Below are 23853 nucleotides of genomic sequence, written 5' to 3' on the forward strand. Positions count from 1 at the left end.
GAGGTCCTCCTTGCAGAACCGGCTCGTGGCCGGTCGGGATGGTGGGGCGGGGCGGGGCGGCCTCGCCCGCGCCCGGGCGTCAGCGCCGGAGGATGCGCTGGGCGAGCGTGTTGCCGAGCAGCTGACCGGCCTGCACGATCACGACGATGATCGCGACCGTCACCCACGTCGCCTGCTGGTTGAACTGCTGGTAGCCGTAGATGATGGCGAAGTTGCCGAGCCCGCCGCCGCCGATGTACCCCGCCATCGCCGACATGTCGACGACCGCGATGAACATGAACGTGTAGCCGAGGATCAGCGGCGCGAGGGCCTCGGGGATGACGACCCCGAACAGCACGCCGATGCGCCGCGCGCCCACGGCCCGGGCCGCTTCGACGGTGCCGGGGTCGACCGCGACGAGGTTCTGCTCGACGACGCGGGCGATCACGACGGTGGCCATGATCGTGATCGGCACGATCGCGGCATCCGTCCCCAGGGTCGTCCCCGTCACCGCGCGCGTGACCGGGGCCACGGCGGTGAGGAAGATGATGAACGGGATCGGCCGGATGAGGTTGATCACGAGGTTCGCGACGAAGAAGACGACGCGGTTCTCGAACAGGTTGCCCGGCCGCGTGGCGTACAGCAGGGCGCCGATGATCAGCCCCGCGACTCCGGCGATGAGCAGCGAGACGGCGACCATGTAGACGGTCTCGCCGATCGACTGCAGCAGCACCGGGGTGAGGGTGTCCCACTTGTTCACGCGCGCACCTCCCCCGCCGGCAGCACGACGTCGGTGTGCGCGCGCAGCTCCGCGACGACCGGGGCGAGGTCGTCGGCGTGCACGCGGTAGGTGAGGGTTCCGAGCTGCTTGCCGAGCACGTCGGTGACCCCGCCGTAGACGACGGAGTGCCGTGCGCCGTGGCGGTGGAAGACCGCAGAGACGTCTTCGCTCGAGAACTCGTTGATCTCGACGCTCACGAGCTCTCCCCCGCCTGCGGCGAGCGCCGACAGCGCCTCGCCCGAGGGCACCCCCTGCGTGACGGCGGCGACGAAGCGCTTCGTCAGCTCGGCGCGGGGGTGCGCGAAGACGCGGTACGTGTCGCCGCTGTCGACGACACGGCCGCCGTCCATCACGATGACCTGGTCGCACAGCTCGTGCACGATCGAGATCTGGTGCGTGATGACGACGATCGTGATGCCCAGGCGCCGATTGATCTCGCGCAGGAGGTCGAGCACTTCGGCCGTGGTCTGCGGGTCGAGGGCGCTCGTGGCCTCGTCGGCGAGCAGGATGCGGGGGTCGGTCGCGATCGCGCGGGCGATGCCGACCCGCTGCTTCTGGCCGCCCGACAGGCGCCGCGGATACTGTCTCGCCTTGTCGCCGATGCCGACGAAGTCGAGCAGTTCCGCGACCCGCTTGTCGCGGTCGGCCTTCTTCCAGCCCGCCACCTTGAGCGGGTAGGCGACGTTGGCCGCGACCGTGCGCGAGGTGAAGAGGTTGAACTGCTGGAAGATCATGCCGACGCGGCGCCGCAGGTCGCGCAGCGTCGCCTCGGTGGCATCCCCCACGTCCACGCCGAGCACCTTCACGGTGCCCGACGTGGGCTGCTCGAGCCCGTTGAGCAGTCGCACGAGCGTGGACTTGCCCGCGCCCGAGTAGCCGATCACGCCCACGATCGACCCCTCCGCCACCGTCAGCGACACGTCGTCGACGGCGGTGGTGGAGGAGCGGCGATCGGTGCGGAAACTCTTCGTGACGCCCCGCAGCTCGATGACGGAGGTCATCCGTTCTGGGCCTCGAGGGCGTCTTCCAGGCTCGTCAGCTCGTCCTGCAACTGCGCGCCCGTCCACTCCGTCTTGAACTGCAGGTTGCCCTGGTTCAGCTCGGTGACCGCGGCTTCGACCTCGGGCGAGTGGTAGGCCTCGACGAGCTTCGCCCAGCGCGGGTCGTCCTTCTTGTCGTCACGGGTGACGAAAGCGTTGATGTAGGGCGCGAGCTGGGGGTTGTTCAGGTCTTCCTTGAAGATGATGAGGTCGTCGCCGAGCCCGCCCTTCTGCGCCTGCGTGTTGTTGACGATCGCGGCCTGCGCGCTGCCGTCCTTGAGCGCGGTGACCGTCTGATTGGTGTCGACCGGCAGCAGCTCGACCTTCGAGGTCTCGATGTCGGCGGGCGTCGAGAAGGCGTTGCCGCCGTCCTTGAGGGTGAGCAGCCCCGCCGTCTACAGGTTGAGCAGGCCGCGCGCGAGGTTCGTGGGGTTGTTCGGGATCGCGACCTTCGCGCCCTCCGGCAGGTCTTTCACGTCGGTGTACTGCTCCGAGTAGAGGGCGAGCGGATACACCGCGGTGGCGCCGACCGGCACGAGCGTGCCGTTGTTCTCGACGTTGAACTGCGACAGGTAGATGAGGTGCTGGAAGAGGTTCACGTCGAGCTCGCCGTCCTGCACGCCCTGGTTGAGCTGCACGCCGTCGTTGATGGTGCGCACCTCGAGGTCGATCCCCTCGCTCGCGAGCTTCTGCTTCAGCACCGTCCAGTGCGCCTCGTTGCCGTCGTCGGCGCCCAGGACGATGCGCGAGGAGTCGTCGGAGGATGCCGCTCCCCCGGCGCAGCCGGTGAGGGTGAGCAGGAGGGCGGCGGTGGAGGCGCCGAGGATCGTGGCCAGGCGCGGGAGGCGGTGCGAAGTCATGGGACCACGTCAACATGCGTCCGCGCGGGGCCCAAACCGGGCCGTTACGGGTGGTAACGGGTCGTCACACGGCGTCATCGATTCGACAGATCTCGGGCTCGATGGCATCCCGAAGTCGGCGTGGACGCGCACCGGCCCCTCCGCCCTCTGTGGGGAACGGAGGGGCCGACGCGAGCGATCACGGTCCGGTGAGGACAGCCCCGTCGACCCAGGCCTGCGCGGAACCGCTGTTCTTGTAGAAATACAGCAGCGCGGACGTCGCCGAAGGGCCGGTGGTGAAGGTGACCGACGCCTGCTTCCAGCGGCTGGTCGTCACCGGGGTCGAGACTTCGGTGCCGCCGAAGTTCTTCGCCCCCACGTAGACGGGCTCACCGCCCGCCGACTTGGCGAAGCCGCTGAACGTGTAGGTCGTGTTCGGCGTCAGCCCCGACACGACCTGGAACACGCCCCTGCCCGCACCGGTGAAGGTCGCGGCGTAACGCCCGTCGTAGGTGTTCGTGGGGACGACGGATGCCGCACCCTCCACCGACCACGAGGTCAGGTCCCCGCTTTCGAAGCCCGGGTTCAGCGCACCGGCATTGGTGAGCTCGAGCTCCGCGAGCTGCAGACGGTAGACCTGCGACGACCCCTCGGTGACCGGTTGGCCCTGCTTGGTCGCCGTGAGACGGACGTATCGGTACGAAGCCTTCCCGGTCGAGAAGACCTGCGGTCCCGCGATCTTCTGTCCCGCCTTGTAGCCCGTCTTGGTCACCAGCGAGGTCCAGGTCGAGCCGTCGTTCGAGCCGGCGAGCGTGAAGTCGACGGGGAAGCTCGAGCCATCGGCATCCTGATCGTCGCGCGGCCAGAGGGTCGCCGTGTCGAAAGACTTGACGCCGCCGAGGTCGAGCTGCACCCACTGCGTCGCCTGCGCCGTCGACGTGGCATCCGAGGTGAAGCCCTGCGAGATCCCGCCCGTGTCGGAGGCGTTGTACGTGTGACGACGACCGTCGACGAGCTTCGCTCCGCCCCACCCGCCACCGGTGTAGCTGCTGGAGCTCGTCACGGTGCTGGCCCGCGCCACGTTCGTCGACGAGGTCGGCGTGCTCAGCGAAACGGCACCCGCGGCCTGGGTCGACGGGCTCAGCACGAACAGCGACACCGACTTGGCGGGCATGGTCACCTGCGACGACCACGTGGATGCCGGCGCAGAGACGTTCACGCTGGACGGGCGCAGCAGCTCGTTGGGGCCCGTCGTGCGGTTGCGGGTGCCGGCGGACCAGTCGGCGTAGTAGTTGCCCGACGTGGCGTTGACGTCGTACCGGGCGACCGAGAAGTTCGACGATGCGAACGGGAGCGCACTCGCCGACAGCGAGACGGTGGAGGCGTCGCTGCCGTCGTTCCAGGCGAGGAACGCGGTCGTCTTGCTGCCGGTGTCGCCGGTGGCGATGGCGCCGACCGACCGGTCGGTGGGCGCTCCGGAGGTGGTGGACGACAGCACGGTGGACGGCATGAGGTCGACCATCTCGAACACGTTGCCGACGGCCTTGCGGTGTCCTTCCACGGTCAGCAGGCCGAGGTCGGTGGAGAAGTCCGCGGTGGGGTTCCATCCCTCGACCGGACTGAAGAAGAACACCCCGTTGAGGGTGGGCTGCAGCAGCGCCGAGGTCAGGCGACGGGCCGTGTAGGAGGCGAGCACGTTCGTGTCCGCGTCCCCGCCGGGGGTGGAGCCGAACGCCGCCGTGGTGTGCCACTCGGTGATGTACTGCTTCTTCGCCGGGATCTTGCGCGACGACAGCATCCCCGCCACGGTCGCCGACTCCGAGAAGTCGTTGCCGCCGTAGTCGTGCCAGCTGACGAAGTCGAACGGCACGCTCGGGTTGGCCGCGATGTAGTCGAGGAACGAGCCCATGATGGGCGCCTGGATGTTGTAGACCGCCGGCCCGCCGATCTGAGCCGTCGGATCGGCGCTCTTCACGGCGCTGGCCGACGCGGCGTAGAGGTCGTTGAAAGCCGAGGCCCCGGACTTCCAGAAGTCGAAGTCGGGCTCGTTCCAGACCTCCCAGTTGAGTCCGGTGTGCCCCAGATCGGCGTAGTGCTTCACGGTGGTCGACACCACCGTCGACCAGTCCGCGTAACTGGAGGGAGCGGTGAACTTGTCCTTCGCCAGCGCCCCGGGCATGTAGCTGAGCGTGAACCACGGGACCATGCCCTGATCGAACAGGGGCAGCACCACCGAGTCGAGCTTGGTGAAGTCGAACGTCAGCGCTCCCGACGCGTTGCGGGAGACGAGCCCGTAGAAGTCGTCGTCGAAGATGTGGTCGATGCGCACCGACCGCACCCCGGTCGAGTTCACCTGACCGAGCGTCTCAGGCAGCAGGTGAAGGTTCTTCGTGACGGCATAGCCGCCCTGAGAACCGTTGAGCAGCCGGGCGTCATCGAGCTGCTGGCCCGCATCGGTGCCGTACGTCGCGCTGAATGTGACGGAACTGGCCGCCACCGCGGGCGGCGCGGACACCCCCGCCAGGACCAGGGCGCCGATCGCGGCGCCGACGGCTGCACTTCTTCTGATGGACACGGATTTCTCCTCTTCATCGAGAGACCGGCGGCGTCGTCGCCGCCGGGGTCGTGGCAGGTCGACCGCCGTCACGGTCGACCTGCCACGGTGATCACACCGCGACGGTCGGTGCGAACTCCACGGAGAACCGGTGCACACCGGCTCCGACTTCTGCGTCGACCTCACCCAGCCGCACCTCGGCGACGACCCCCTCGGGCACGGTCGCCTCGAGATGCACGAGGGGCCCCTCGCGACGCCAGGCCACGGCGATCGGGCCATAGACGCTGTCGTACGACGTCGATGCGTCATCGATCCCGTCGATCGGCTGCGGCGCGATGCGCACGCGGGAGTACCCGGGCTCCAAAGGGGCGAGCCCCGCCAATTCGCGGTGCATCCAGTCGGCGACCGCACCCAGGGCGTAGTGGTTGAACGACGTCATCTCGCCGGGGTTGATCGCGCCGTCCGGCAGCATCGAGTCCCAGCGCTCCCAGATGGTGGTCGCCCCCATGGTCACCGGGTACAGCCACGACGGGCATTCGCGCTGCAGGAGCAGGCGTCCGGCCGTGACGAGGTGACCGGTGCCGCTCAGCGCGTCGAGGATGTAGGGGGTACCGGCGAACCCGGTCGAGATGCGATGGCCGGAGGCGTCGACGAGCTCCGCGAGACGGTCCCCCGCCCACGACGACTCCCCGTCGTCGAGCAGACCGAAGACGATGGCGAGCGCGTACGACGTCTCGCAGTGGTTGCGCAGGCGCTGCGCCTCGAGGTCGACGTAGGCGTCACGGAAAGCGCGTCGCGTCGCGTGGCGGAGGCGTTCGAGCTCGTCCCGCACATCCCAGCGGTCGAGGACATCGGCGACGCGGACGGCGAGGTCGGCCGACCGGTACAGGCACGCGGTGGCCACGAGTCCGCGGTCCGCCTTGGCCGCGGCGGGATCCTCCGGCGGCGCATCGGGGTCGAGCCAATCGCCGAACTGGAACCCGCGGTCCCACAAGCCGCTCTGCGACACCAGCGACGAGACATGGCGGAGGTGCGCCAGCATCCCCTCGAAGTTCTCCGAGAGCACGCGCGCGTCACCGGATGCCATCCACACGGCCCACGGGACCCAGACGATCGCGTCGCTCCACACGGCCGTCGAATCGACGGGGGTGATGTCCTCGGGAACGCCGACGTACTTGAGAACGTCGGGTACGACGTACGGCACCACTCCCCCCTGGTGCTCCTGCTCGACGACGACGTCGCGCAGCCAGTCCCGCAGGAAATCGCCGACGTCGAAGAGGTAGGCGCTGGTCGGCGCGAACACCGCGATGTCGCCGGTCCATCCGAGACGTTCGTCGCGCTGCGGGCAGTCGGTGGGCAGGTCGACGAAGTTGCCGAGGGTGCTGTTCACGACGTTCTCATGCAGGCGGTTCAGTAGTGGTTCCGAACTCGAGAACGTGCCGGTGCGCCGCAGTTGCGAGCTGATCCGCACCGCTTCGAGACCGCCTCGGCGCACGGCATCCACCCCTCCCGGCCACCCGTCGACCTCGACGTAGCGGAAGCCGTGGGAGGTGAAGCGGGGTTCGAAGACGTCCGGGCCCCCGGAGAGGATGAACCGGTCGGTGGCGCGGGCCGAGCGCAGCGGGCGGATGCCGATCTCGTCCTTCTCGAGGACCTCGGCGTGCCGCAGCGTCACCACGCGACCGGGCTCGCCGGTGACCTCGGCGCGCACCCAGCCGACGAGGTTCTCGCCGAAGTCGACGATGAGGCGGCCGGCGGGCGACAGCCAGGCGTCACGCACCGGAAGCGTCTCCACCGGGGCGACGGGAGGCCCGACGTACGGCTCGAACCGCGCGGCGGGAGCGTCGAGCACCTCGACCGCGGCCTCGACAGCAGAGGCCCCCCGACGACGGGCGTCGATGGTCTGGCCGTGGTAGAGGTCGTCCGTCACCGTGTCGGCCGGGCGGACCGTCCACGACGTGTCGGTCGCCCAGACCTGGGTGTGATCATCGGCGAAGACGACCTCGACCTCCGCGATCGCGGCGAGACGGTCGCCGTAGACGCCGGTCGCCCCCATCCAGGTCAGGCTCCCGCGGTACCAGCCGTTTCCGAGCGTGAGCTCGAGCGTCGAGTCGGCGGTGACGAGAGCGGTGACGTCGGTCTCGGCGACCCGCACGCGCCATTCGTAGCTCGACCAGCCGGGGGTGAGCAGGTCGTCGGAGACGCGGGCGCCGTTGATGCTCGCCTCGACGACGCCGAGCGCCGAGTATCGCAGGGTGGCGCGGACGAGGGCGCCGTGGTCGGAATCGAGGGTGAAGCGGCCGACAAGCGTGGGAGCGCCGTCCACGGGCGCGGCAGGGGAGATGAGTCGAGCAGTGGTGAACATGATCAGCCCTTGATCGCCCCACTGGTCATGCCCGCCACGATCTGACGGTTGAAGAAGATGTACATGACGAGCGGGGGAATGGTGATGAGGAGGATGTCGGCGAAGAGCAGGTTGAGCTGCCCGGCGCTCGTCGAGCTCGACGCGTAGGCGTAGAGCGTCAGCTGCACCGTCGCGTTCGCGTCCCCGGGCAGGAAGTAGAGCGGGTTGGCGAAGTCGTTGAAGACCGCGACGGACTGCACCACGATGACGGTGACGATCACCGGCTTCAGCAGCGGCAGCACGACCTGGAAGAACAGGCGGATCGGCCCCGCGCCGTCGATGAGGGCGGCCTCGTCGAGCTCCCGGGGGATCGTCGACACGAAGGCTCGGAACAGCAGGATGCAGAACGACAGACCGAAGGTCGCCTCGATGAGGATGAGTCCGCCGAGGGTCTTGAACAGCCCGAGGCCCTGGAGCACCCAGATCGTCGGCACGACCGCCGGGGGGACGATGAGACCCGCGAGGACGAAGAAGTTGATGACCGCGTTCCAGCGCGACTTCTTGCGCTGGAGCACGTAGCCGACCATCGCCGCGAGGATGACCATGATGACCACGCTCGCGACCGTGAGCACGATGCTGTTGACGAAAGCACGGACCAGGATGCCGTTGCGATCGGCGAGGACCGCGGCGACGTTGTCCCACAGCTTCCACTCGGTGGGCCAGCTGAAGGCGAGCATCGACGCCTCGGGCGCGGTCTTGGCCGCGGTGACGAGGATGAAAGCGAACGGCACGAGGAAGACGACGACCGACACGACGATCGCGATCGTCCCGACGGTCCACCGCCGCACGGCGAGGCGGGTCATGACTCCACGCTCCTTTTGTTGATGAACATCGAGATGGGGATCATGACCGCCGTCACGACGAGGAAGAGCACCACGTTGCCCGCGGTCGACAGGCCGTAGAAGCCCGCCTGGTACTGCTTGTAGATCACCGAGGCGATGACGTCGGAGCTGAAGCCCGGGCCGCCTTTGGTCATGGCCCAGATCAGGTCGAAGGAGCGCAGACCGCCGATGAGCGACAGGATGACGACCGTCCCGGTCGCCGGCCATGACAGCGGGAAGGTGATGTTGCGGAACACCTTCCACGCGCTCGCGCCGTCGACGCGGGCGGCCTCGAAGTACTCCTGCGGGATCGCGACGATGCCGGCGATGTAGATGAGGGTCGCGATGCCGAGGCCCTTCCACACGTCGACGAGGGCCACGCTGATCAGGGCGAGGTTGGGGTCGGTCAGCCATCCCGGACCCTCGATTCCGAAGACGGACAGGGCGCCGTTGACGAGACCGTCGAACGGATCGAGCAGCACCTTGAAGGTCAGGCCCACCCCGATGGTCGAGACGAGCACGGGGAAGAACGTGACGGCCCGCAGAAATCCGCGCCCGATGATCTCCGAGGTCAGGAGCACGGCGAGGGCGAGGCCCAGGACCACCTTCAGGCCGCTCGTGACGACGGCGTAGACCAGCGTGTTCAGGAACGCCTGCGACAGCTGCGGGTCGGAGAAGAACTGGACGAAGTTGTCGAGTCCGATGAATTGGACATCGAACAGCGACCAGCGCGTGAGGCTGAAGTAGAACGACGCGAACGTCGGGATGGCGAAGAGCACGACGTAGAGCGCAGCCGCGGGGATGTAGAACCACGACGGGTACATGCTGCGCATCTTGCGACCCGCTCGCGTGGCGGGGGGCGCGCCTCGACGCCGGTTCCGCACCTGGGGCGGGACCACGTTGACGAACGTCTGGGCCATCGGTCACTCCTTCGTGGGGGAAAGTGCGGGGCCGGAGAGGGGGGCTCCGGCCCCGCGATATGCGGAGGGGTCGAGCGCCGACCGCACGGGGCGCTGGAATCAGCGCGGTTGTTACCAGCCGGCGAGACCGAGCTGCTGGGCCTGCTTCTTCACGTCGTCGTCGTACGCCGCCGCACCGTCCCGGGCGCTGGAGATACCGGACCCGACGCTGATGGCGATGTTCTCCAGGTTCGGTCCCTTGACGGGCGAGAGGAACTCGAGGGCGGGAGCGCTCTTGCCCTCGTCGACGTACTTCTGGATCTCCGCGACCATGGGCGCGGCATCCGCCGGAACGGAGCACGAGCTGATGGAGAACGGGCCTCCCGCGACGTAGTTGGCATTCTGCACGTCGCAACCCTCCGAGGAGTTGACGAACGCGACGAACTTCTTCGCGGCGTCGAGCTTGGCACCCTCCGTCGACTTGGGGATGAAGACCGCGTTGGGCTCCCACACCGTCAGCGTGGTGTCAGCGGCCTTGTCCGCCGGCATCGCGAAGAAGCCGATGTCGCCGACCGCGTCGGGGTTCGACTGCTTGATGTTGCTGAGGACGGCGCTGGAGAGCATGGGGTACATCGCCGCCTTGCCCGTGGCGAGGGCAGCCGAGCCCTCGGCGGCCGTCGCGGTGGCGAAGTCCGTGTTGAACAAGCCCTTCTGGAAGGCGTCCTGAAGGTGGGTGAAGCCGGCGAGGGCGGGCTCCTGGGCGAACTTGGACTTGTTGTTCGTGAAGTCGTCGGCCCAGTTCTGGTCCTGCGCGTAGACGTTGCCGAAGTCGGCCAGGAGGAACAGCTGCGACGTCCAGGTGTCGCCGTAGGTCTGCTCGATCGGCGTGATCCCGGCTGCCTTGATCTTCTCGGCGGCCGAGACCAGCGAGGACCAGTCGGTCGGCACGCTGATGCCCAGGTCGGAGAAGACCTTCGAGTTGTACGCGATGCCACCGGCCATCGAGGTGCCCAGGGGTGCGCCGTAGGTTCCGTTCTCCGTGGACACGACGGTCTTGAAGTTGTCGGTGACCTCGGACGCCCAGGGCTGGTCGGCGAGGTTGACGAGCGTCTGATCCGGGTTGATCGCTTGGAAGAGCGAGCCCGTGTTGTAGAAGAACACGTCGTCCATCTCGCCGGTCGACAACTGGGTCTTGACCAGGTTGTCGCCCTCCGTGCCGCCCGGGCGGGTGTTCAGGGTGACGGTGATGTCGGGGTTGGCCTTCTCGAACGCGGAGATGAGCGCGTTACCGGTGGCGATGGAGTCGTCGCTGTTGGTGGTCAGGAAGGTGATCTCGACCTTGCCGTCGGCGGAGTCTCCCCCCGTCGCGCCGGAGCAACCGGCCAGGGCCAGGGCGGCGAGACCGACGCCGGCGACGATGGTCGTCGTCCGACGCGGGGTGATGATTGCGGACACTGCTTACCTCCTTGTAAGGGGCCGGGTGCGGGTACTCCGGCCGATACGACGCCTCGGGACTCAGGTGCGAGATCGAGTGTAAACCGATCTACACGGGGCGACGAAGCGAGACTAGACCGACTGGCGCGATTTCGTCAACCGATCTACATTGGAGATAAAGACCGAAGGAGTTCGATGCTGGACAACGCATCACCCGCGGGCCCGCCGACCCGCGCCGCGACGATCGAAGACGTCGCGCAGCACGCCGGCGTGTCCAAGGCCGCGGTGTCGAAGGTCATCCGCGACGCCTACGGCGTGAGCGATCGGATGCGCGAGCGGGTGACGGCATCCATCGCCGCCCTCGACTACCGTCCGCGCGTGGCGGCCCGGGCGATGCGTGGCTCGACGGCGACCATCGGCGTGCAGCTGCCCCAGGTCGACAACGAGTTCTTCACGCGCATCCTCACGGGCATCGTGCAGGAACTCAACGCCTCTGCCTACCGGTTGATCATCGCGCCCATGGCTGATCCGGTCAGCGGCACGGCCGCGCTCGAGAGCCTGTACGACCGGCAGGTCGACGGCATCATCGCGGTCGCCCCGGCCGTTCCGCAGGCCTGGCTCGAGGGTCTCGCGCGGCGCGTTCCGCTCGTGCAGGTCGGCCAGCACGACCACCCGCAGCACTACGACGTCGTGGTCGGCGACGACGATGCCGGTGCCCGCCTGGTGATGGAGCACCTCTTCGACTCGGGTCACACGCGCATTGTGCACGTGACCAACGATGAGCGGATCCTCGTCGAACCCCGCACCGATCCGCACCCGCGGCGTCTGCGGGTGTACGAGAGCATGATGCGCGACCGGGGGCTCGAGCCCGACGTCATCCGCATCGTTTCGTCCGATCACGACATTCGAAACACGGTCAACGACCTGCTCGATCGCGCGACACCGCCGACGGCGCTGTTCGCGGGCCACGACTCCCTGGCGCTGTCTGCTCTCGAGGTGTCCGCCGAGCGTGGAGTTGTTGCCACGGAGTTCGCCGTCGTCGGCTACGACGACGTGCCGATCGCCAGCCATCCCCTCATCGGGCTCTCCACCGTCGATCAGCACGGACAGGAGATGGGCGCCACCGCGGCGCAACTGCTGCTCGAGCGCATCAGCGGACGGCAGGACGCGCAGCGTCGGGTGTTCTCCCCCGCACTCCGTGTGCGCGCGACCAGCGGTTCCGCTCCCTCGGTCCGACGCACGGAGTCCTGAGGGACCACCTCTCCTCGACCCGGCCCGACTCCTCTCCCGAGGCGGATAGCCTGGACAGCGATGTCACGGGACGAGAACGCGCGGAAGAGATTGTCCCGGAACAGCCCTCAAGGTCTGGTCGTCGCCATCCTGGCCCTCGCGGGACTGTGCTCGTCGTTCATGTTCACCCTCGTGGTGCCGATCCAGTCGCAGTTGCCGCAGCTGCTGAACGCGTCGCGCGACGACACCGCGTGGGTCGTGACCTCGACGCTGCTCGCCGCGGCCGTGATCACGCCGATCGCGGGCCGACTCGGCGACATGTACGGCAAACGGCGCATCGTGCTCGTGCTGCTGGTCGTGATGATCCTCGGTTCGGTCATCGCGGCGCTGTCGACCGGCATCATCGGCATGATCATCGGGCGCGCCCTGCAGGGCGCCATCGTGGGCGTCGTCCCGCTCGGCATCTCGATCATGCGCGACGTGCTGCACGAGAACCGCGTCGACAGCGCCATCGCGCTCATGAGCGCGACGCTCGGCGTCGGCGGCGCACTCGGCCTGCCGATCAGCGCGCTCGTGGCCGAGAACACCGACTGGCACTGGCTGTTCTGGATCGCCGGCGGCCTCGGCGCGGTCGTGTTCGCGCTGATCCTCTGGATCGTGCCGGTGAGCGTGCTGCGCACCGCCGGCCGCTTCGACTACCTCGGCGCCGTCGGTCTCGCCCTCGGTCTCATCGGCATCCTGCTGGCCGTGTCGCGCGGCAACACCTGGGGATGGACGTCGCCGCTGACGCTGTCGCTCGCGATCGGCGGTGTCGTCGTGCTGCTGCTGTGGGGATGGTTCGAGCTCCGCGTCGACAATCCCCTCCTCGACCTGCGGGTCGCCGCCCGCCGCCCCGTGCTGCTGACCAACCTGGCATCCATCGCCATGGGCTTCGCCCTGTTCACCTCGAACGTCGCCTACCCGCAGATGCTCGAGCTGCCGGTCGCGACGGGGGTGGGCCTCGGGCTGTCGCTGCTGGCCGCGAGCCTGGTCGTCATGCCCTCGGGCCTGGTGATGATGGTGCTCTCACCCATCTCGGGCACGCTCGCGCGCACGATCGGACCCCGCGTGCTGCTGATCGCGGGCGCGATCTCGCTCATCGTCGCCTACGGGTTCAGCCTGGTCTTCTCGAGCGAGGTCTGGCACTTCGTCGTGGCGAACATCCTCATCGGCTTCGGCATCGGGTTCGGCTACGCGGCCATGCCGATGCTCATCATGCGCGCCGTCCCGCCCAGCGAGACGGGCGCGTCGAACGGTCTCAACGCGCTCGCGCGCTCCCTCGGGACGAGCACCGCCGCGGCGATCGTCGGCGTCGTGCTCGCGACGCTGTCGACCGGCGACGCTGAGACGCGCGTGCCCACGGCGCAGGCGTTCCAGGTGTCGTTCCTGATGGGCATCGGAGCGGCCGCGGTCGCGCTCGTGCTGGCGCTGCTGATCCCGACGCGGCCGTCGACGGCCGAGAAGCACCCCTCGCTGCCGGGTTAGTCCTCGATCGAGGGCCGCCGGCGACGGCGCAACCACGCCGACAGCCGCGCCGTGTGTCGGTCGGTGAACTCGTTCGACAGCTTCAGCGCCTCCGCGCCGATGTCGGCGCCGTCGTCGATCGCGCGGAGCGCGCGCAGGGCGCGTTGCTCCGGGCTGTCCGGCTCGGGGTCCATGCGGTCCACGGTACGCGCCCGTCAGCGACGCCGACCTCAGTCCAGCAGCAGCGCGGGCTCCTCCAGAACGGATGCCACGTCGGCGATGAACCGCGAGATCCCGTCGCCGTCGACCACGCGGTGATCGAACGAACCCGACACCGTGGTCACCCAGCGCGGGCGCACCTCGCCGTCGACGACCCACGGCTTCTGCCGGATCGCGCCGAGGGCGATGATGCCGGCCTCGCCGGGGTTTATGATCGGGGTCCCGGCATCCACGCCGAAGACGCCGATATTGGTGATCGTGAAGGTGCCGCCGGTCTGGTCGGCGGGGCTGGTCTTGCCCTCGCGCGCGGTGAGGGTGAGGTGCTCGAGCGCCTTGGCGAGCTCGCGCGTCTTCAGCGCCTGCGCGTCCTTGATGTTCGGAACGAGCAGGCCGCGCGGGGTCGCCGCGGCGATGCCGAGGTTGACGTAGTGGCGCACGCGGATCTGCGCACCGTCCTCGGTGTCGACCCAGGCGGCGTTGATCATCGGCGTGCGGCGGAGCGCCCAGATCACGGCGCGCGCCATGATCAGCAGCGGCGAGATCTTGACGTCGGCGAAGTCGGGCGAGGCCTTGAGGCGCTTGACGAGCTCCATCGTGCGCGAGGCATCGACGTCGACCCACACCGACACGTGCGGCGCCGAGTACGCGCTCGAGGTCATCGCGTTGGCGGTGGCCTTGCGCACGCCGCGGACGGGGATGGATTCCTCGCGCGCGTCGTCGACCGGGGCGGTGGGGGCGGGCGCGGGAACCGGGATCGTCTCCTCGCGCACGGCGCCCCACTCGGGCGTCTCGATGTTGCGGAAGACGCTCGCCTGCTCGGCGTGCTTCACGACGTCGTCGCGGGTGACCTCGCCCGCGGTTCCGCTGGGCGTCACGGCCGACAGATCGACCCCGAGGTCGCGCGCGAGCTTGCGGATCGGGGGCTTGGCGACGACACCGACGGATGCCTTGACCGGGCGCTCCGCGGGCTTGCGCCGCCGCGACGACACGGCGCCACCGGTGCCGTAGCCGACGAGCACGGCCCCGCCGGGGTCGCTGGGCTCCGGAACGGTGACGGGCTCGGCCGGCGCCGGGGCGGCGGCATCCGCTGCTCCGATCGTGATGATCGGCGCTCCGACCTCGACCGTGGAGCCCTCGGATGCCAGCAGCTCGCCGACCGTGCCGGAGTACGGCGACGGCAGCTCGACGAGCGACTTGGCGGTCTCGATCTCGACGATCACGTCGTTGACGGCGACGGTGTCACCCGGGGCGACGCGCCACTGCACGATCTCGGCCTCGGTGAGGCCTTCTCCGACGTCGGGGAGGACGAAGGTCTGCTCGGTCACGGTGGTGTCCTTTGCTCGCGAGCCGTCATTCCGCTGACGAAACGGTGACGGGCTGCCGCGGTTTCGTCAGCGAGATGCAGTCTCGCGGTTCATGGCGGGGAGAGGAAGAGCGGGTCAGTACGCCAGAGACCGGTCGACGGCCTCGAGGATGCGGTCGGCGTCGGGCAGGTAGGTGCCCTCGAGCTTCGCGGGCGGGAAGGGCACGTCGAACCCCGACACCCGCAGCACGGGCGCCTCGAGCGCGAAGAACGCCTTCTCCATCACGGTCGCGGCGATCTCGGAGCCGAGCGAGGTGAAGCCCGGAGCCTCCTGCGCGTAGACCATGCGGCCGGTGCGGCGCACCGAATCGAGCAGCGGACCGTAGTCGACCGGCGACAGCGAGCGCAGGTCGATGACCTCGCAGCTCGTCCCCTCGCTCTCGGCCAGGGCCGCCGCCTGCAGCAGAGTCGTGACCATCGCGCCGTGGCCGACGAGGGTCACGTCGGTGCCGCGACGCACGATGCGGCTCGCGTGCAGCGGCAGGGCGGGGGCTTCGAGATCGACCTCGCCCTTCTGCCAGTACTTGGCCTTGGGCTCGAGGAAGACGACCGGATCGGGCGAGTCGATCGCCTGCTGGATCATCCAGTACGCGTCGTTCGCGTTCGAGGGGCTCACCACGCGCAGACCCGCGGTGTGCGTGAAGTACGCCTCGGGGCTCTCCTGGTGGTGCTCGACCGCGCCGATGTGGCCGCCGTAGGGGATGCGGATGACGACGGGCATGCGCACCGCGCCCTCGTGGCGGTTCGTGATCTTCGCCAGCTGAGAGGTGATCTGGTCGAAGGCGGGGAAGACGAAGCCGTCGAACTGGATCTCGAGCACGGGGCGGAAGCCGCCCATCGCGAGACCGATCGCGGTGCCGACGATCCCCGACTCGGCCAGGGGCGAGTCGATGACGCGGCGCGGGCCGAAGTCCTTCTGCAGCCCCTCGGTCACGCGGAAGACGCCGCCGAGCGGGCCGATGTCCTCACCCATGAGCAGGACGCGGTCGTTCGTCTCGAGTGCGCGGCGGAGGCCGGCGTTCAGCGCGCGGCTGATCGGGAGGTTCTCGCTCACTGCGCTCCCCCTTCCATCGACGCCTCGTAGTCGTCGAGCCAGCGCTGCTCCTCGGCGATCAGCGCGTGCGCCTCGGAGTAGACGCTCTCGAACATGTGCGCCCGCGGGATCGAGCCGAGCTCGTTGGTGCGCACGCGTACGTCGTCGGCGAGCGCGCGGCCCTCGGCATCCGCGTCGTCGAAGAACTGCTGCGAGGCGCCGCGTCCCTCGAGGTACGCGCGCATGCGGGCGATCGGGTCGCGACCGGCCCACGCCTTCTCTTCATCGGACGTGCGGTACTTCGTGGGGTCGTCGCTGGTGGTGTGCGCGCCCATGCGGTAGGTCATCGCCTCGATCGCACGAGGGCCGAAGCCTGCGCGCGCCTCGTCGAGCGCGGTCTTCGACACGGCGTAGCTGGCGAGCACATCGTTGCCGTCGACCTGGAGGCTCGGGATGCCGTACCCCTCGCCGCGCTTGTACAGCGGCGAGCGCGACTGCGTCGCGACGGGGACCGAGATCGCCCACTGGTTGTTCTGGAGGAAGAAGACCTCGGGGGTCTGGAAGCTCGCGGCGAAGACCATCGCCTCGTGCACGTCGCCCTGGCTCGAGGCGCCGTCGCCGTAATAGACGATGACGGCCTCGTCGCGCTCGGGGTCGCCGCTGCCGCTCTTGCCGTCGAAGACGAGCCCCATCGCGAGGCCCGTGGCGTGCAGCGTCTGCGCGCCGAGCACGAGCGTGTAGATGTGCGTGTTGCCGTTCTTCGGGTCGGTCGGGTCCCACCCGCCGTGGGTGAGGCCGCGCATGAGCCGGATGATGTCGAGCGGATCGACACCGCGGATGCGGGTGACCACGTGCTCGCGGTACGAGGGGAAGATATGGTCCTGCGCGCGCGCGGCGCGGGCGGAGCCGACCTGCGCGGCCTCCTGCCCGAAGGACGGCGGCCACAGGGCCAGCTGCCCCTGGCGCTGCAGGTTGGTGGCCTGCACGTCGAACGCGCGGATCGAGACCATGTCGCGGTAGAAGGTCTCGAGCTCGGCGTCGGTGAGGGCGTCGATGAGCGGCAGGTAGCGCTCGGCGGCGGGCGTGGGGGCCAGCGTGCCGTCGGCTGCCAGAACGCGCACGAGAGCGGGGTCGTCGAGCGGGGTCATGAACCCACGCTAACGCGCGGCCCATGCGTGAGACCGCATGAGGTGCACAACGGATGCCGCGAACCGGGGTCGGAATGCGACAAAACGCCCTACTCGGCGACGGGGACGTATCGCACCGCGATGATCCGCGCCGGGTCGTCGCCCAGAGCGCGGAGTCCGAGGGTGCGTCCCGTGAAACCGCCCGCGACCTCCGTGGAGAGGTAGCGACCGTCCCACTGCGCGAGTCGGCGTTCACCCGCGGCGTCGATCACGCCGAAGCGGAGGTCGTCGGGGCCGTCGGTGGTGGCATCCACCGCCTCGACGACCAGCGTCACGATCTCACCGTCGGCGCGGCCCGCGTCGTCGCGGGTGAGGAGCGGGCCGATCTGCGCGGCGACCGACACGGCTCCGGCCTCGAGCCGCACCTCGTACCCGTGCCGCTCGTCGAGGCGCACCCGCAGAGCGACCGCGCCCGCGGTGGCGTCGACGCGCGCCTCGTACCTCCAGCGCAGGTCGCGCGTGCGCACCGACAGGGCCGCGGGCGCTCGGTCGACGGCATCCGTCCGTCGCAGCCGCACACCCGCTCCCGGAGCGGTCTCGGCGAACGCGGACGGTACGGCCCCGGGCGAGATCCAGCGCGGATGCAGCGGTCCGGCGAAGTCGTCGTCGAACGCGGTGTCGGTCGGGGTCGGCAGCACCTCGGCGGTGTCGACCACGGGCCACCCGTCGACCCAGTCGACGCGGGCGAGGAAGGTCTCGCGGCCGTTGACGTGGAACGACGGGCTGAATCCGCGCGGGCGCACGCCGAGGTAGACCATCGCCCACGATCCGTCGACGTTCTCGACCAGATCGGCGTGGCCGGTGTTCTGCACGGGCGACGACGTGCTGCGCCGACTGAGGATCGGATTGGCCGGGCCCGCCTCGAACGGCCCCTCGATCGCGCGCGACCGGGCGATGGAGACGGCGTGCCCGCGCTCGGTGCCGCCCTCGGCGATGAGCAGATACCACCAGCCGTCGCGGCGGTAGAGGTGCGGGCCCTCGGGGTGGGCGAGCCCGGTCCCCTCCCACACGGGCCGCGGGGGCTCGAGCACCTCGGCGCGCGCGAGGTCGACGCGCGCCTGCGCGATGACCGGCAGCGCCCCGCCGTCGGGGCGGAGCGCCGGGTCGAGGCCGCAGTACGTCAGCACGCACGTGCCGTCGTCGTCCCAGGCGAGGTCGGGGTCGATCCCGCCGAGGCCCGTCAGCACGATCGGGTCGGACCACGGACCCGCGGGGTCGGTGGCGGTGACGACGAACTGCTCGCCGGAGGCGTCGACGTTCGTCGTCACGAGCCAGAAGACGCCGTCGCGGTGGCGCAGGGTCGGGGCGTAGATCCCCCGGCTGGGGCCCGAGGCCCCGGCCGCGAACTGGCTCTCCCGCTCCAGGGCGTTGCCGAGCTGCGTCCAGGTGCGCAGGTCGCGGCTGTGCCAGATCGGGATGCCGGGGGCGTACTCGAACGACGAATTCGCGAGGTAGTAGTCGTCGCCGACCCGGCACACCGAGGGGTCGGGGAAGAATCCCGGGATGACCGGGGTCGTGGCGGCATCTCGTCGGCCGCCACGCTCCACGGTCACGCCCGCGCGGTCGGGGAGGTGGCCGCCGCGACCTCGACGACGCGGTCGAGCGACTCCTCTTCGCCGATGGACACGCGGATGCCGTCACCCGGGAACGGACGCACGATGAGACCCGCCTCTTCGAACGCCGCCGCGACCTCGGCCGTGCGCTCGCCCGCCGCGAACCAGACGAAGTTGCCCTGGGCGTCGGGGACGTCCCAGCCCGTCTCGCGCAGGCGCTCGACGAGACGGTCGCGGCGCTCGGCGATCACGGCGACGCGGTGCAGCAGCTCGCTCTCGGCGTCGAGGCTCGCCAGGGCCGCGGCCTCGCCGGCGGCCGTGACCGACAGGGGGATCGCGGTGCTGCGTGCGGCGTCGAGCACGCCGGTGTGACCGATCGCGTACCCGACGCGCAGGCCCGCGAGCCCGTAGGCCTTCGAGAAGGTGCGGAGCACCACTACGTTCGGGCGCGCGAGCACGGCGCGCACGCGGCCGCCCTCGACCGAGGCGGTGTCGGTGACGAACTCGGCGTAGGCCTCGTCGAGCACGATGAGCACGTCGCGCGGCACGCGGTCGACGAAGGAGACGAAGTCGTCGTACCCGACCGTCGGGCCGGTGGGGTTGTTGGGGCTGCACACGATGATCAGGCGCGTGCGCTCGGTGACGGCATCCGCCATCGCCGGGAGGTCGTGACGGAAGTCGGCGGTCAGGGGCACCTGCACGCTGGTCGCCCCGGCCACGGCCACCAACGACGGGTAGGCCTCGAAGGAGCGCCACGCGTAGACGACCTCGTCGCCGGGACCCGAGGTGGCCAGCAGCAGCTGAGCGAGGATCGAGACGCTGCCGGCGGCCACGTGCACCTCGTCGGCGGAGACGCCGTAGCGCGCGGCCAGACGCTCGCGCAGGCGCGCGGCAGTGGCATCCGGGTAGCGGTTGAAAGCGCCGGCGGCGCGGACCGCGTCGAGCACGCCCGGGAGGGGTTCGAAGGGGTTCTCGTTGCTCGACAGCTTGAACGCGTCGGGGCTCGCCTGCTTGCCCTGCCGATACGCGGGCAGCGCGGCGATCTCGGGACGGATACGGGGCAGGACCGGGTCTTCGCTCACCCCGCGAGCCTAACCGCGAGACCCGCCCGCGCGTCAGGGCCGATTCCTCCCCAGGGGATAGTCCCTGCCGCGCGGCGGCGGCGCGTGCCACGATGTGGGCATGCGCTTCGTCGTCCGCGTCGCCGTCAACGCCTTCGCCATCTGGATCGTCACCCTGCTGCCCGCGCTGCAGGTGCGACTGATCCCCTTCGCCCCGGGCGAATGGCTGCAGGTCGCCCTGACCCTGCTGCTGGTCGGGCTGATCTTCGCGCTGGTCAACACGATCGTCGGCACGGTCGTGAAGGTCGTCGCGATCCCGCTGTACATCCTCACTCTCGGGCTGATCTCGCTGATAATCAACGGTTTCCTGCTGTGGCTGACCGCGATCATCACCGAGAACTGGGACTGGGGCCTGCGCACGGGCGAGTTCTGGCTGACGGTCGTCGCGGCGCTGCTCATCGGCATCATCAACGCCGTGCTCGGCGGCATCCTGCGCCCCCGACGCGACGACCGCGCACGACGGTGACGGCCGCAGCGCGCAGCCGACTGATGCGCGCGGCGCTCTTCCCCGCCATGATGGAGGGATGACCGCGAGTGCCGACGCGCCCTTCCGCGTCGTGTTCGTCTGCAGCGGCAACATCTGCCGGTCGCCGATGGCCGATGTGGTCTTCCGGCGCATCGCCGAGACGTCCGGCCTGGGCGCCCACGTCGCCTCGAGTTCGGCCGGGACGGGCGACTGGCACGTCGGCGAGCGCGCCGACCACCGCACCCTCGCCGCCCTCGACCGCCTCGGATACGACGGATCCGCGCATCGCGCGCGGCAGTTCCAGTTCGCCGACTTCGACCGCAACGACCTCGTCGTCGCTCTCGACCGCAGCCACGAGCGCGTGCTGCGCGGATGGGCGCGCACCGACGATGACGCCGACAAGATCGCCCTGCTGCAGTCGTTCCTCCCCGATGCCGAGACCCTCGACGTGCCCGACCCCTACTACGCGGGCCCGCCGATGTTCGACGAGGTGCTCGGTATGATCGAACGCGCCAGCCGCGCCCTGTTCCGGCAGCTCGAGCCCGCCATCCGTTCCGCGGGCTGACCTTTTCGCGCGACCCCCGGGAGACCCGTGTCCGCTCTGCCTCCGCAGCCCCTCAGCCCCCTCGACGGTCGGTACTTCGGCGTCGTGTCCGAACTCGGCGACTACCTGTCGGAGGCGGGCCTGAACCGCGCCCGCGTCGAGGTCGAGGTCGAGTGGCTGCTCGCCCTCACCGACCGCTCGCTGTTCGGCACCTCGCCGGTCTCCGACGCCGACCGCGCGAAGCTCCGCGCGCTCTACGAGGAGTTCGGCGCCGACGAGATCGCGTGGCTGAAGGAGAAAGAGGCGGTCACGCGTCACGACGTGAAGGCCGTCGAGTACCTCGTGCGCGACCGCCTCGACACCCTCGGGCTCACGGGGCTCGCCGAGCTCACGCACTTCGCCTGCACGAGCGAGGACATCAACTCCACCGCCTACGCCCTCACCGTGCAGCGCGCGGTCGAGCGCGTGTGGCTGCCGAAGCTGCGCGCGGTCACGGCCGCCCTCGCCGAGCTCGCCGTGCAGCACCGCGACGCCGCGATGCTCTCGCGCACGCACGGCCAGCCCGCCACGCCCACGACGATGGGCAAGGAGATCGGCGTCTTCGCATGGCGCCTGGAGCGCGTCATCCGTCAGCTGGATGCCGGGGAGTACCTCGCGAAGTTCTCCGGCGCGACCGGCACCTGGTCGGCGCACGTCGCCGCCGAGCCCGACGTCGACTGGCCGTCGCTGACGCGGGAGTTCATCGAGTCGCTGGGCCTGGGTTTCAACGCGGTCACGACGCAGATCGAGTCGCACGACTGGCAGGTCGAGCTCTACGACCGCGCGCGTCACGCCGGCGGCATCCTGCACAACCTCGCCACCGATGTCTGGACCTACATCTCGCTCGGCTATTTCACGCAGATCCCCGTCGCCGGGGCCACCGGCTCGTCGACGATGCCGCACAAGATCAACCCCATCCGGTTCGAGAACGCCGAGGCGAACCTCGAGATCGCCGGCGGTTTGTTCGGCACCCTGGCATCCACCCTCGTCACGAGCCGCCTGCAGCGCGACCTGACCGACTCGACGACGCAGCGCAACATCGGCGTCGCCTTCGGTCACTCCCTGCTCGCTCTCGACAACCTGCAGCGCGGCCTGACCGAGATCTCGCTCGCCGAGGACGTGCTGCTCGCCGACCTCGACGTGAACTGGGAAGTGCTCGCCGAAGCGATCCAGACCGTCGTGCGCGCCGAGATCGCCGCCGGTCGCTCGCAGATCACCGACCCCTACGCCCTGCTGAAGGACCTCACGCGCGGCCGCCGCGTCGGCGGACCCGAGCTGACGGAGTTCGTGCGCGGCCTCGACATCGGGGATGCCGCGAAGGAGCGCCTGCTCGCCCTGACGCCCGCCGCGTATGCGGGGCTGGCGTCGCGGGTGGTCGACTCGCTGTAGTCGGCTGGGCGCCGGGCGCTGCCGGGGCGCCCCGGGGGATCGAGTGTCCGATACACCCGGACGATTTCTCGCGGCGTCCGGGTTTTCTGGACGTTCGACAGGGACAAGCTGGCGCGCGCGGTCGGGCGCGTGCGCGGCCCGGGCGTGAACGCGACCGTGCGCGCGGGAGAATGGATGCCGTGCGCGCGATGATCATGGACGCCCTGGCCGAGCCCCTCGAGGTGCGCGAGGTCGCCCCGCCGTCGGCGCCGGCCGGGGGCGTGGTGGTCGAGGTGCACGCGACCGGACTCTGCAAGAGCGACTGGCACGCCTGGGTCGGTCACGACGACGTCGCCCTCCCCCACGTCCCGGGTCACGAGCTGGCCGGGACCATCGTCGAGGTCGGCGAGGGCGTGCAGCGGTGGGGCGTCGGCGACCGCGTGACCGTGCCGTTCGTCATGGGGTGCGGCGCGTGCGAGTGGTGCCTCGGCGGAAACGCGCAGGTGTGCCCCGACCAGCAGCAGCCGGGCTTCACCCAGTGGGGCAGCTTCGCCGAGCGCGTGGTGCTGCGCGCGGCCGACACGAACGTCGTCCGCATTCCCGACGGCGTCTCGTTCGAGGCGGCGGCGGCCCTCGGATGCCGCTTCGCCACCGCCTACCGCGCCCTCACCGGGCGCGCGCGGGTGCAGGCGGGCGAGTGGATCACCGTGGTCGGCGCGGGCGGAGTGGGGCTGAGCGCCGTGATGATCGGCGTCGCCCTCGGTGCCCGCGTGATCGTGGTGGATCGCACTCCCGCCGCCCTCGACGCCGCCCGTCGCCTCGGCGCGGAGCACACCCTGATCGCCGGAGAGAGCGACATCGCCGCGGCGGTGCATGAGATCACCGGCGGGGGGAGCCACGTGTCGGTCGACGCCGTCGGCAGCGCCCAGACCGCGCGCGACGCCGTGCTGAGCCTGCGCCGCCGCGGTCGGCACGTGCAGATCGGCCTCCTCCCCACCGACGACGGCATGACCGCCATGCCGATGGCCCGTGTGATCGCGTGGGAACTCGACCTGCTCGGCAGCCACGGCATGGCCGCCGTCGACTACCCCGAGATGCTCTCGCTCATCGACAGCGGCGCCCTGCGCCCCCAGGAGCTCATCGAGCGCGTGATCGGTCTCGCCGAGGCCGCGACGCTGCTCCCCCGGATGGATGCCGCCTCCCCGGCCGGCATGACGATGATCGACCCGCGCCGCCCCTGACCGCGCCCTCGCGCCCTGGCATCTTCGTCGCACCGACCGCCCCCCTGCCCGCGCGCTCGCGCCCTGGCATCCTCGTCCCCACCGACGCCCCCCTGCCCGCGCGCTCGCGCCCTGGCATCCTCGTCCCACTTATGGCCGGTCAACGCCGCCCGCACCCACCACAAGTGGGACACGCACCGCCACAAGTGGGACGAGGGTGCCTCAGCGAGCCCGAGCGGGGACGCAGTGAGCCGCA

Annotated in this window: 19 protein-coding genes and 1 pseudogene; 6 read left to right on the forward strand and 14 right to left on the reverse strand. The window is 69.9% G+C overall.

Translation table 11 applies throughout. The annotated features are described in order from the left end of the window. Positions 1–79: 79 nt before the first annotated feature. The 8 genes and pseudogenes from FB047_RS15930 to FB047_RS15965 form a co-directional block, all read right to left on the reverse strand. On the reverse strand, positions 80–739 hold the full coding sequence (locus FB047_RS15930; RefSeq protein ID WP_136588194.1) for a methionine ABC transporter permease: 660 nt from the start codon (positions 737–739) through the stop codon (positions 80–82). Further along, positions 736–1761 (reverse strand): methionine ABC transporter ATP-binding protein, encoded by a 1026-nt coding sequence (locus FB047_RS15935; protein WP_136588195.1) that lies wholly within the window; start codon positions 1759–1761, stop codon positions 736–738. The genes FB047_RS15930 and FB047_RS15935 overlap by 4 nt, the downstream gene beginning before the upstream one ends. Further along, positions 1758–2660 (reverse strand): annotated as a pseudogene (locus tag FB047_RS15940) (MetQ/NlpA family ABC transporter substrate-binding protein). The gene FB047_RS15935 and the pseudogene FB047_RS15940 overlap by 4 nt, the downstream one beginning before the upstream one ends. Positions 2661–2838: 178 nt before the next feature. Next, entirely contained in the window at positions 2839–5214 is a 2376-nt protein-coding gene (locus tag FB047_RS15945; protein ID WP_167494270.1) for a GH39 family glycosyl hydrolase, read from the reverse strand. A gap of 91 nt (positions 5215–5305) precedes the next feature. Further along, entirely contained in the window at positions 5306–7558 is a 2253-nt protein-coding gene (locus tag FB047_RS15950) for an alpha-L-rhamnosidase (RefSeq protein ID WP_136588197.1), read from the reverse strand. Between the two features lie 2 nt (positions 7559–7560). Further along, positions 7561–8400: a carbohydrate ABC transporter permease gene (locus tag FB047_RS15955; protein WP_136588198.1), complete on the reverse strand. Its 840-nt coding sequence runs from the start codon at positions 8398–8400 to the stop codon at positions 7561–7563. After that, positions 8397–9338, reverse strand: a complete 942-nt coding sequence (locus tag FB047_RS15960) for a carbohydrate ABC transporter permease (RefSeq protein ID WP_136588199.1) — start codon at positions 9336–9338, stop codon at positions 8397–8399. Before FB047_RS15960 ends, FB047_RS15955 begins: the two co-directional genes overlap by 4 nt. Before the next feature lie 111 nt (positions 9339–9449). Beyond that, positions 9450–10772: an ABC transporter substrate-binding protein gene (locus FB047_RS15965; RefSeq protein ID WP_136588200.1), complete on the reverse strand. Its 1323-nt coding sequence runs from the start codon at positions 10770–10772 to the stop codon at positions 9450–9452. 174 nt (positions 10773–10946) lie between these two features. On the opposite strand from FB047_RS15965, the gene FB047_RS15970 reads away from it, so the two are divergent. Beyond that, positions 10947–12002, forward strand: coding sequence for a LacI family DNA-binding transcriptional regulator (locus FB047_RS15970; RefSeq protein WP_136588201.1), 1056 nt, complete (start codon positions 10947–10949; stop codon positions 12000–12002). 60 nt (positions 12003–12062) lie between these two features. Beyond that, complete coding sequence (locus FB047_RS15975) at positions 12063–13505, forward strand: MFS transporter (RefSeq protein ID WP_136588202.1); 1443 nt, start codon at positions 12063–12065, stop codon at positions 13503–13505. On the opposite strand, the gene FB047_RS17020 is transcribed toward FB047_RS15975, so the two are convergent. From FB047_RS17020 to FB047_RS16000, 6 genes are all read right to left on the reverse strand, one after another. Continuing rightward, the gene (locus tag FB047_RS17020; RefSeq protein ID WP_167494271.1) at positions 13502–13678 is read right to left on the reverse strand and encodes a hypothetical protein; all 177 of its coding nucleotides are present in this window, start codon (positions 13676–13678) and stop codon (positions 13502–13504) included. The genes FB047_RS15975 and FB047_RS17020 overlap by 4 nt on opposite strands. 36 nt (positions 13679–13714) lie before the next feature. Next, on the reverse strand, positions 13715–15028 hold the full coding sequence (locus FB047_RS15980; protein ID WP_136588203.1) for a dihydrolipoamide acetyltransferase family protein: 1314 nt from the start codon (positions 15026–15028) through the stop codon (positions 13715–13717). A 114-nt stretch (positions 15029–15142) separates the two neighbouring features. Beyond that, positions 15143–16120 (reverse strand): alpha-ketoacid dehydrogenase subunit beta, encoded by a 978-nt coding sequence (locus FB047_RS15985; RefSeq protein WP_136588204.1) that lies wholly within the window; start codon positions 16118–16120, stop codon positions 15143–15145. Then, positions 16117–17247 (reverse strand): thiamine pyrophosphate-dependent enzyme, encoded by a 1131-nt coding sequence (locus FB047_RS15990; RefSeq protein WP_136588205.1) that lies wholly within the window; start codon positions 17245–17247, stop codon positions 16117–16119. The genes FB047_RS15985 and FB047_RS15990 overlap by 4 nt, the downstream gene beginning before the upstream one ends. An 89-nt stretch (positions 17248–17336) precedes the next feature. Beyond that, positions 17337–18839: a glycoside hydrolase family 43 protein gene (locus FB047_RS15995; protein ID WP_136588206.1), complete on the reverse strand. Its 1503-nt coding sequence runs from the start codon at positions 18837–18839 to the stop codon at positions 17337–17339. Next, on the reverse strand, positions 18836–19921 hold the full coding sequence (locus tag FB047_RS16000; protein ID WP_136588207.1) for a histidinol-phosphate transaminase: 1086 nt from the start codon (positions 19919–19921) through the stop codon (positions 18836–18838). Before FB047_RS16000 ends, FB047_RS15995 begins: the two co-directional genes overlap by 4 nt. A 100-nt stretch (positions 19922–20021) precedes the next feature. On the opposite strand from FB047_RS16000, the gene FB047_RS16005 reads away from it, so the two are divergent. The 4 genes from FB047_RS16005 (at position 20022) to FB047_RS16020 (ending at position 23618) form a co-directional block, all read left to right on the forward strand. Then, positions 20022–20426: a phage holin family protein gene (locus FB047_RS16005; protein WP_136588208.1), complete on the forward strand. Its 405-nt coding sequence runs from the start codon at positions 20022–20024 to the stop codon at positions 20424–20426. A gap of 58 nt (positions 20427–20484) precedes the next feature. Further along, positions 20485–20991 (forward strand): low molecular weight protein-tyrosine-phosphatase, encoded by a 507-nt coding sequence (locus FB047_RS16010; protein WP_136588209.1) that lies wholly within the window; start codon positions 20485–20487, stop codon positions 20989–20991. 27 nt (positions 20992–21018) lie between these two features. Next, positions 21019–22398, forward strand: coding sequence for an adenylosuccinate lyase (purB, locus tag FB047_RS16015; protein ID WP_136588210.1), 1380 nt, complete (start codon positions 21019–21021; stop codon positions 22396–22398). 179 nt (positions 22399–22577) lie between these two features. Further along, positions 22578–23618, forward strand: a complete 1041-nt coding sequence (locus tag FB047_RS16020) for a zinc-dependent alcohol dehydrogenase family protein (RefSeq protein ID WP_136588211.1) — start codon at positions 22578–22580, stop codon at positions 23616–23618. Positions 23619–23853: the final 235 nt, after the last annotated feature.

This window comes from Microbacterium hydrothermale (assembly GCF_004854025.1).
Classification (GTDB): Bacteria; Actinomycetota; Actinomycetes; order Actinomycetales; family Microbacteriaceae; genus Microbacterium; species Microbacterium hydrothermale.

Excerpts from the sequence above, each read along its gene's own strand:
- FB047_RS15935 (WP_136588195.1), bottom strand. The coding sequence starts at position 1,761 with ATGACCTCCGTCATCGAGCTGCGGGGCGTCACGAAGAGTTTCCGCACC.
- FB047_RS15950 (WP_136588197.1), bottom strand. The coding sequence starts at position 7,558 with ATGTTCACCACTGCTCGACTCATCTCCCCTGCCGCGCCCGTGGACGGC.
- FB047_RS15955 (WP_136588198.1), bottom strand. The coding sequence starts at position 8,400 with ATGACCCGCCTCGCCGTGCGGCGGTGGACCGTCGGGACGATCGCGATC.
- FB047_RS15960 (WP_136588199.1), bottom strand. The coding sequence starts at position 9,338 with ATGGCCCAGACGTTCGTCAACGTGGTCCCGCCCCAGGTGCGGAACCGG.
- FB047_RS15970 (WP_136588201.1), top strand. The coding sequence starts at position 10,947 with ATGCTGGACAACGCATCACCCGCGGGCCCGCCGACCCGCGCCGCGACG.
- FB047_RS15975 (WP_136588202.1), top strand. The coding sequence starts at position 12,063 with ATGTCACGGGACGAGAACGCGCGGAAGAGATTGTCCCGGAACAGCCCT.
- FB047_RS17020 (WP_167494271.1), bottom strand. The coding sequence starts at position 13,678 with ATGGACCCCGAGCCGGACAGCCCGGAGCAACGCGCCCTGCGCGCGCTC.
- FB047_RS15990 (WP_136588205.1), bottom strand. The coding sequence starts at position 17,247 with ATGACCCCGCTCGACGACCCCGCTCTCGTGCGCGTTCTGGCAGCCGAC.
- FB047_RS16005 (WP_136588208.1), top strand. The coding sequence starts at position 20,022 with ATGCGCTTCGTCGTCCGCGTCGCCGTCAACGCCTTCGCCATCTGGATC.
- FB047_RS16010 (WP_136588209.1), top strand. The coding sequence starts at position 20,485 with ATGACCGCGAGTGCCGACGCGCCCTTCCGCGTCGTGTTCGTCTGCAGC.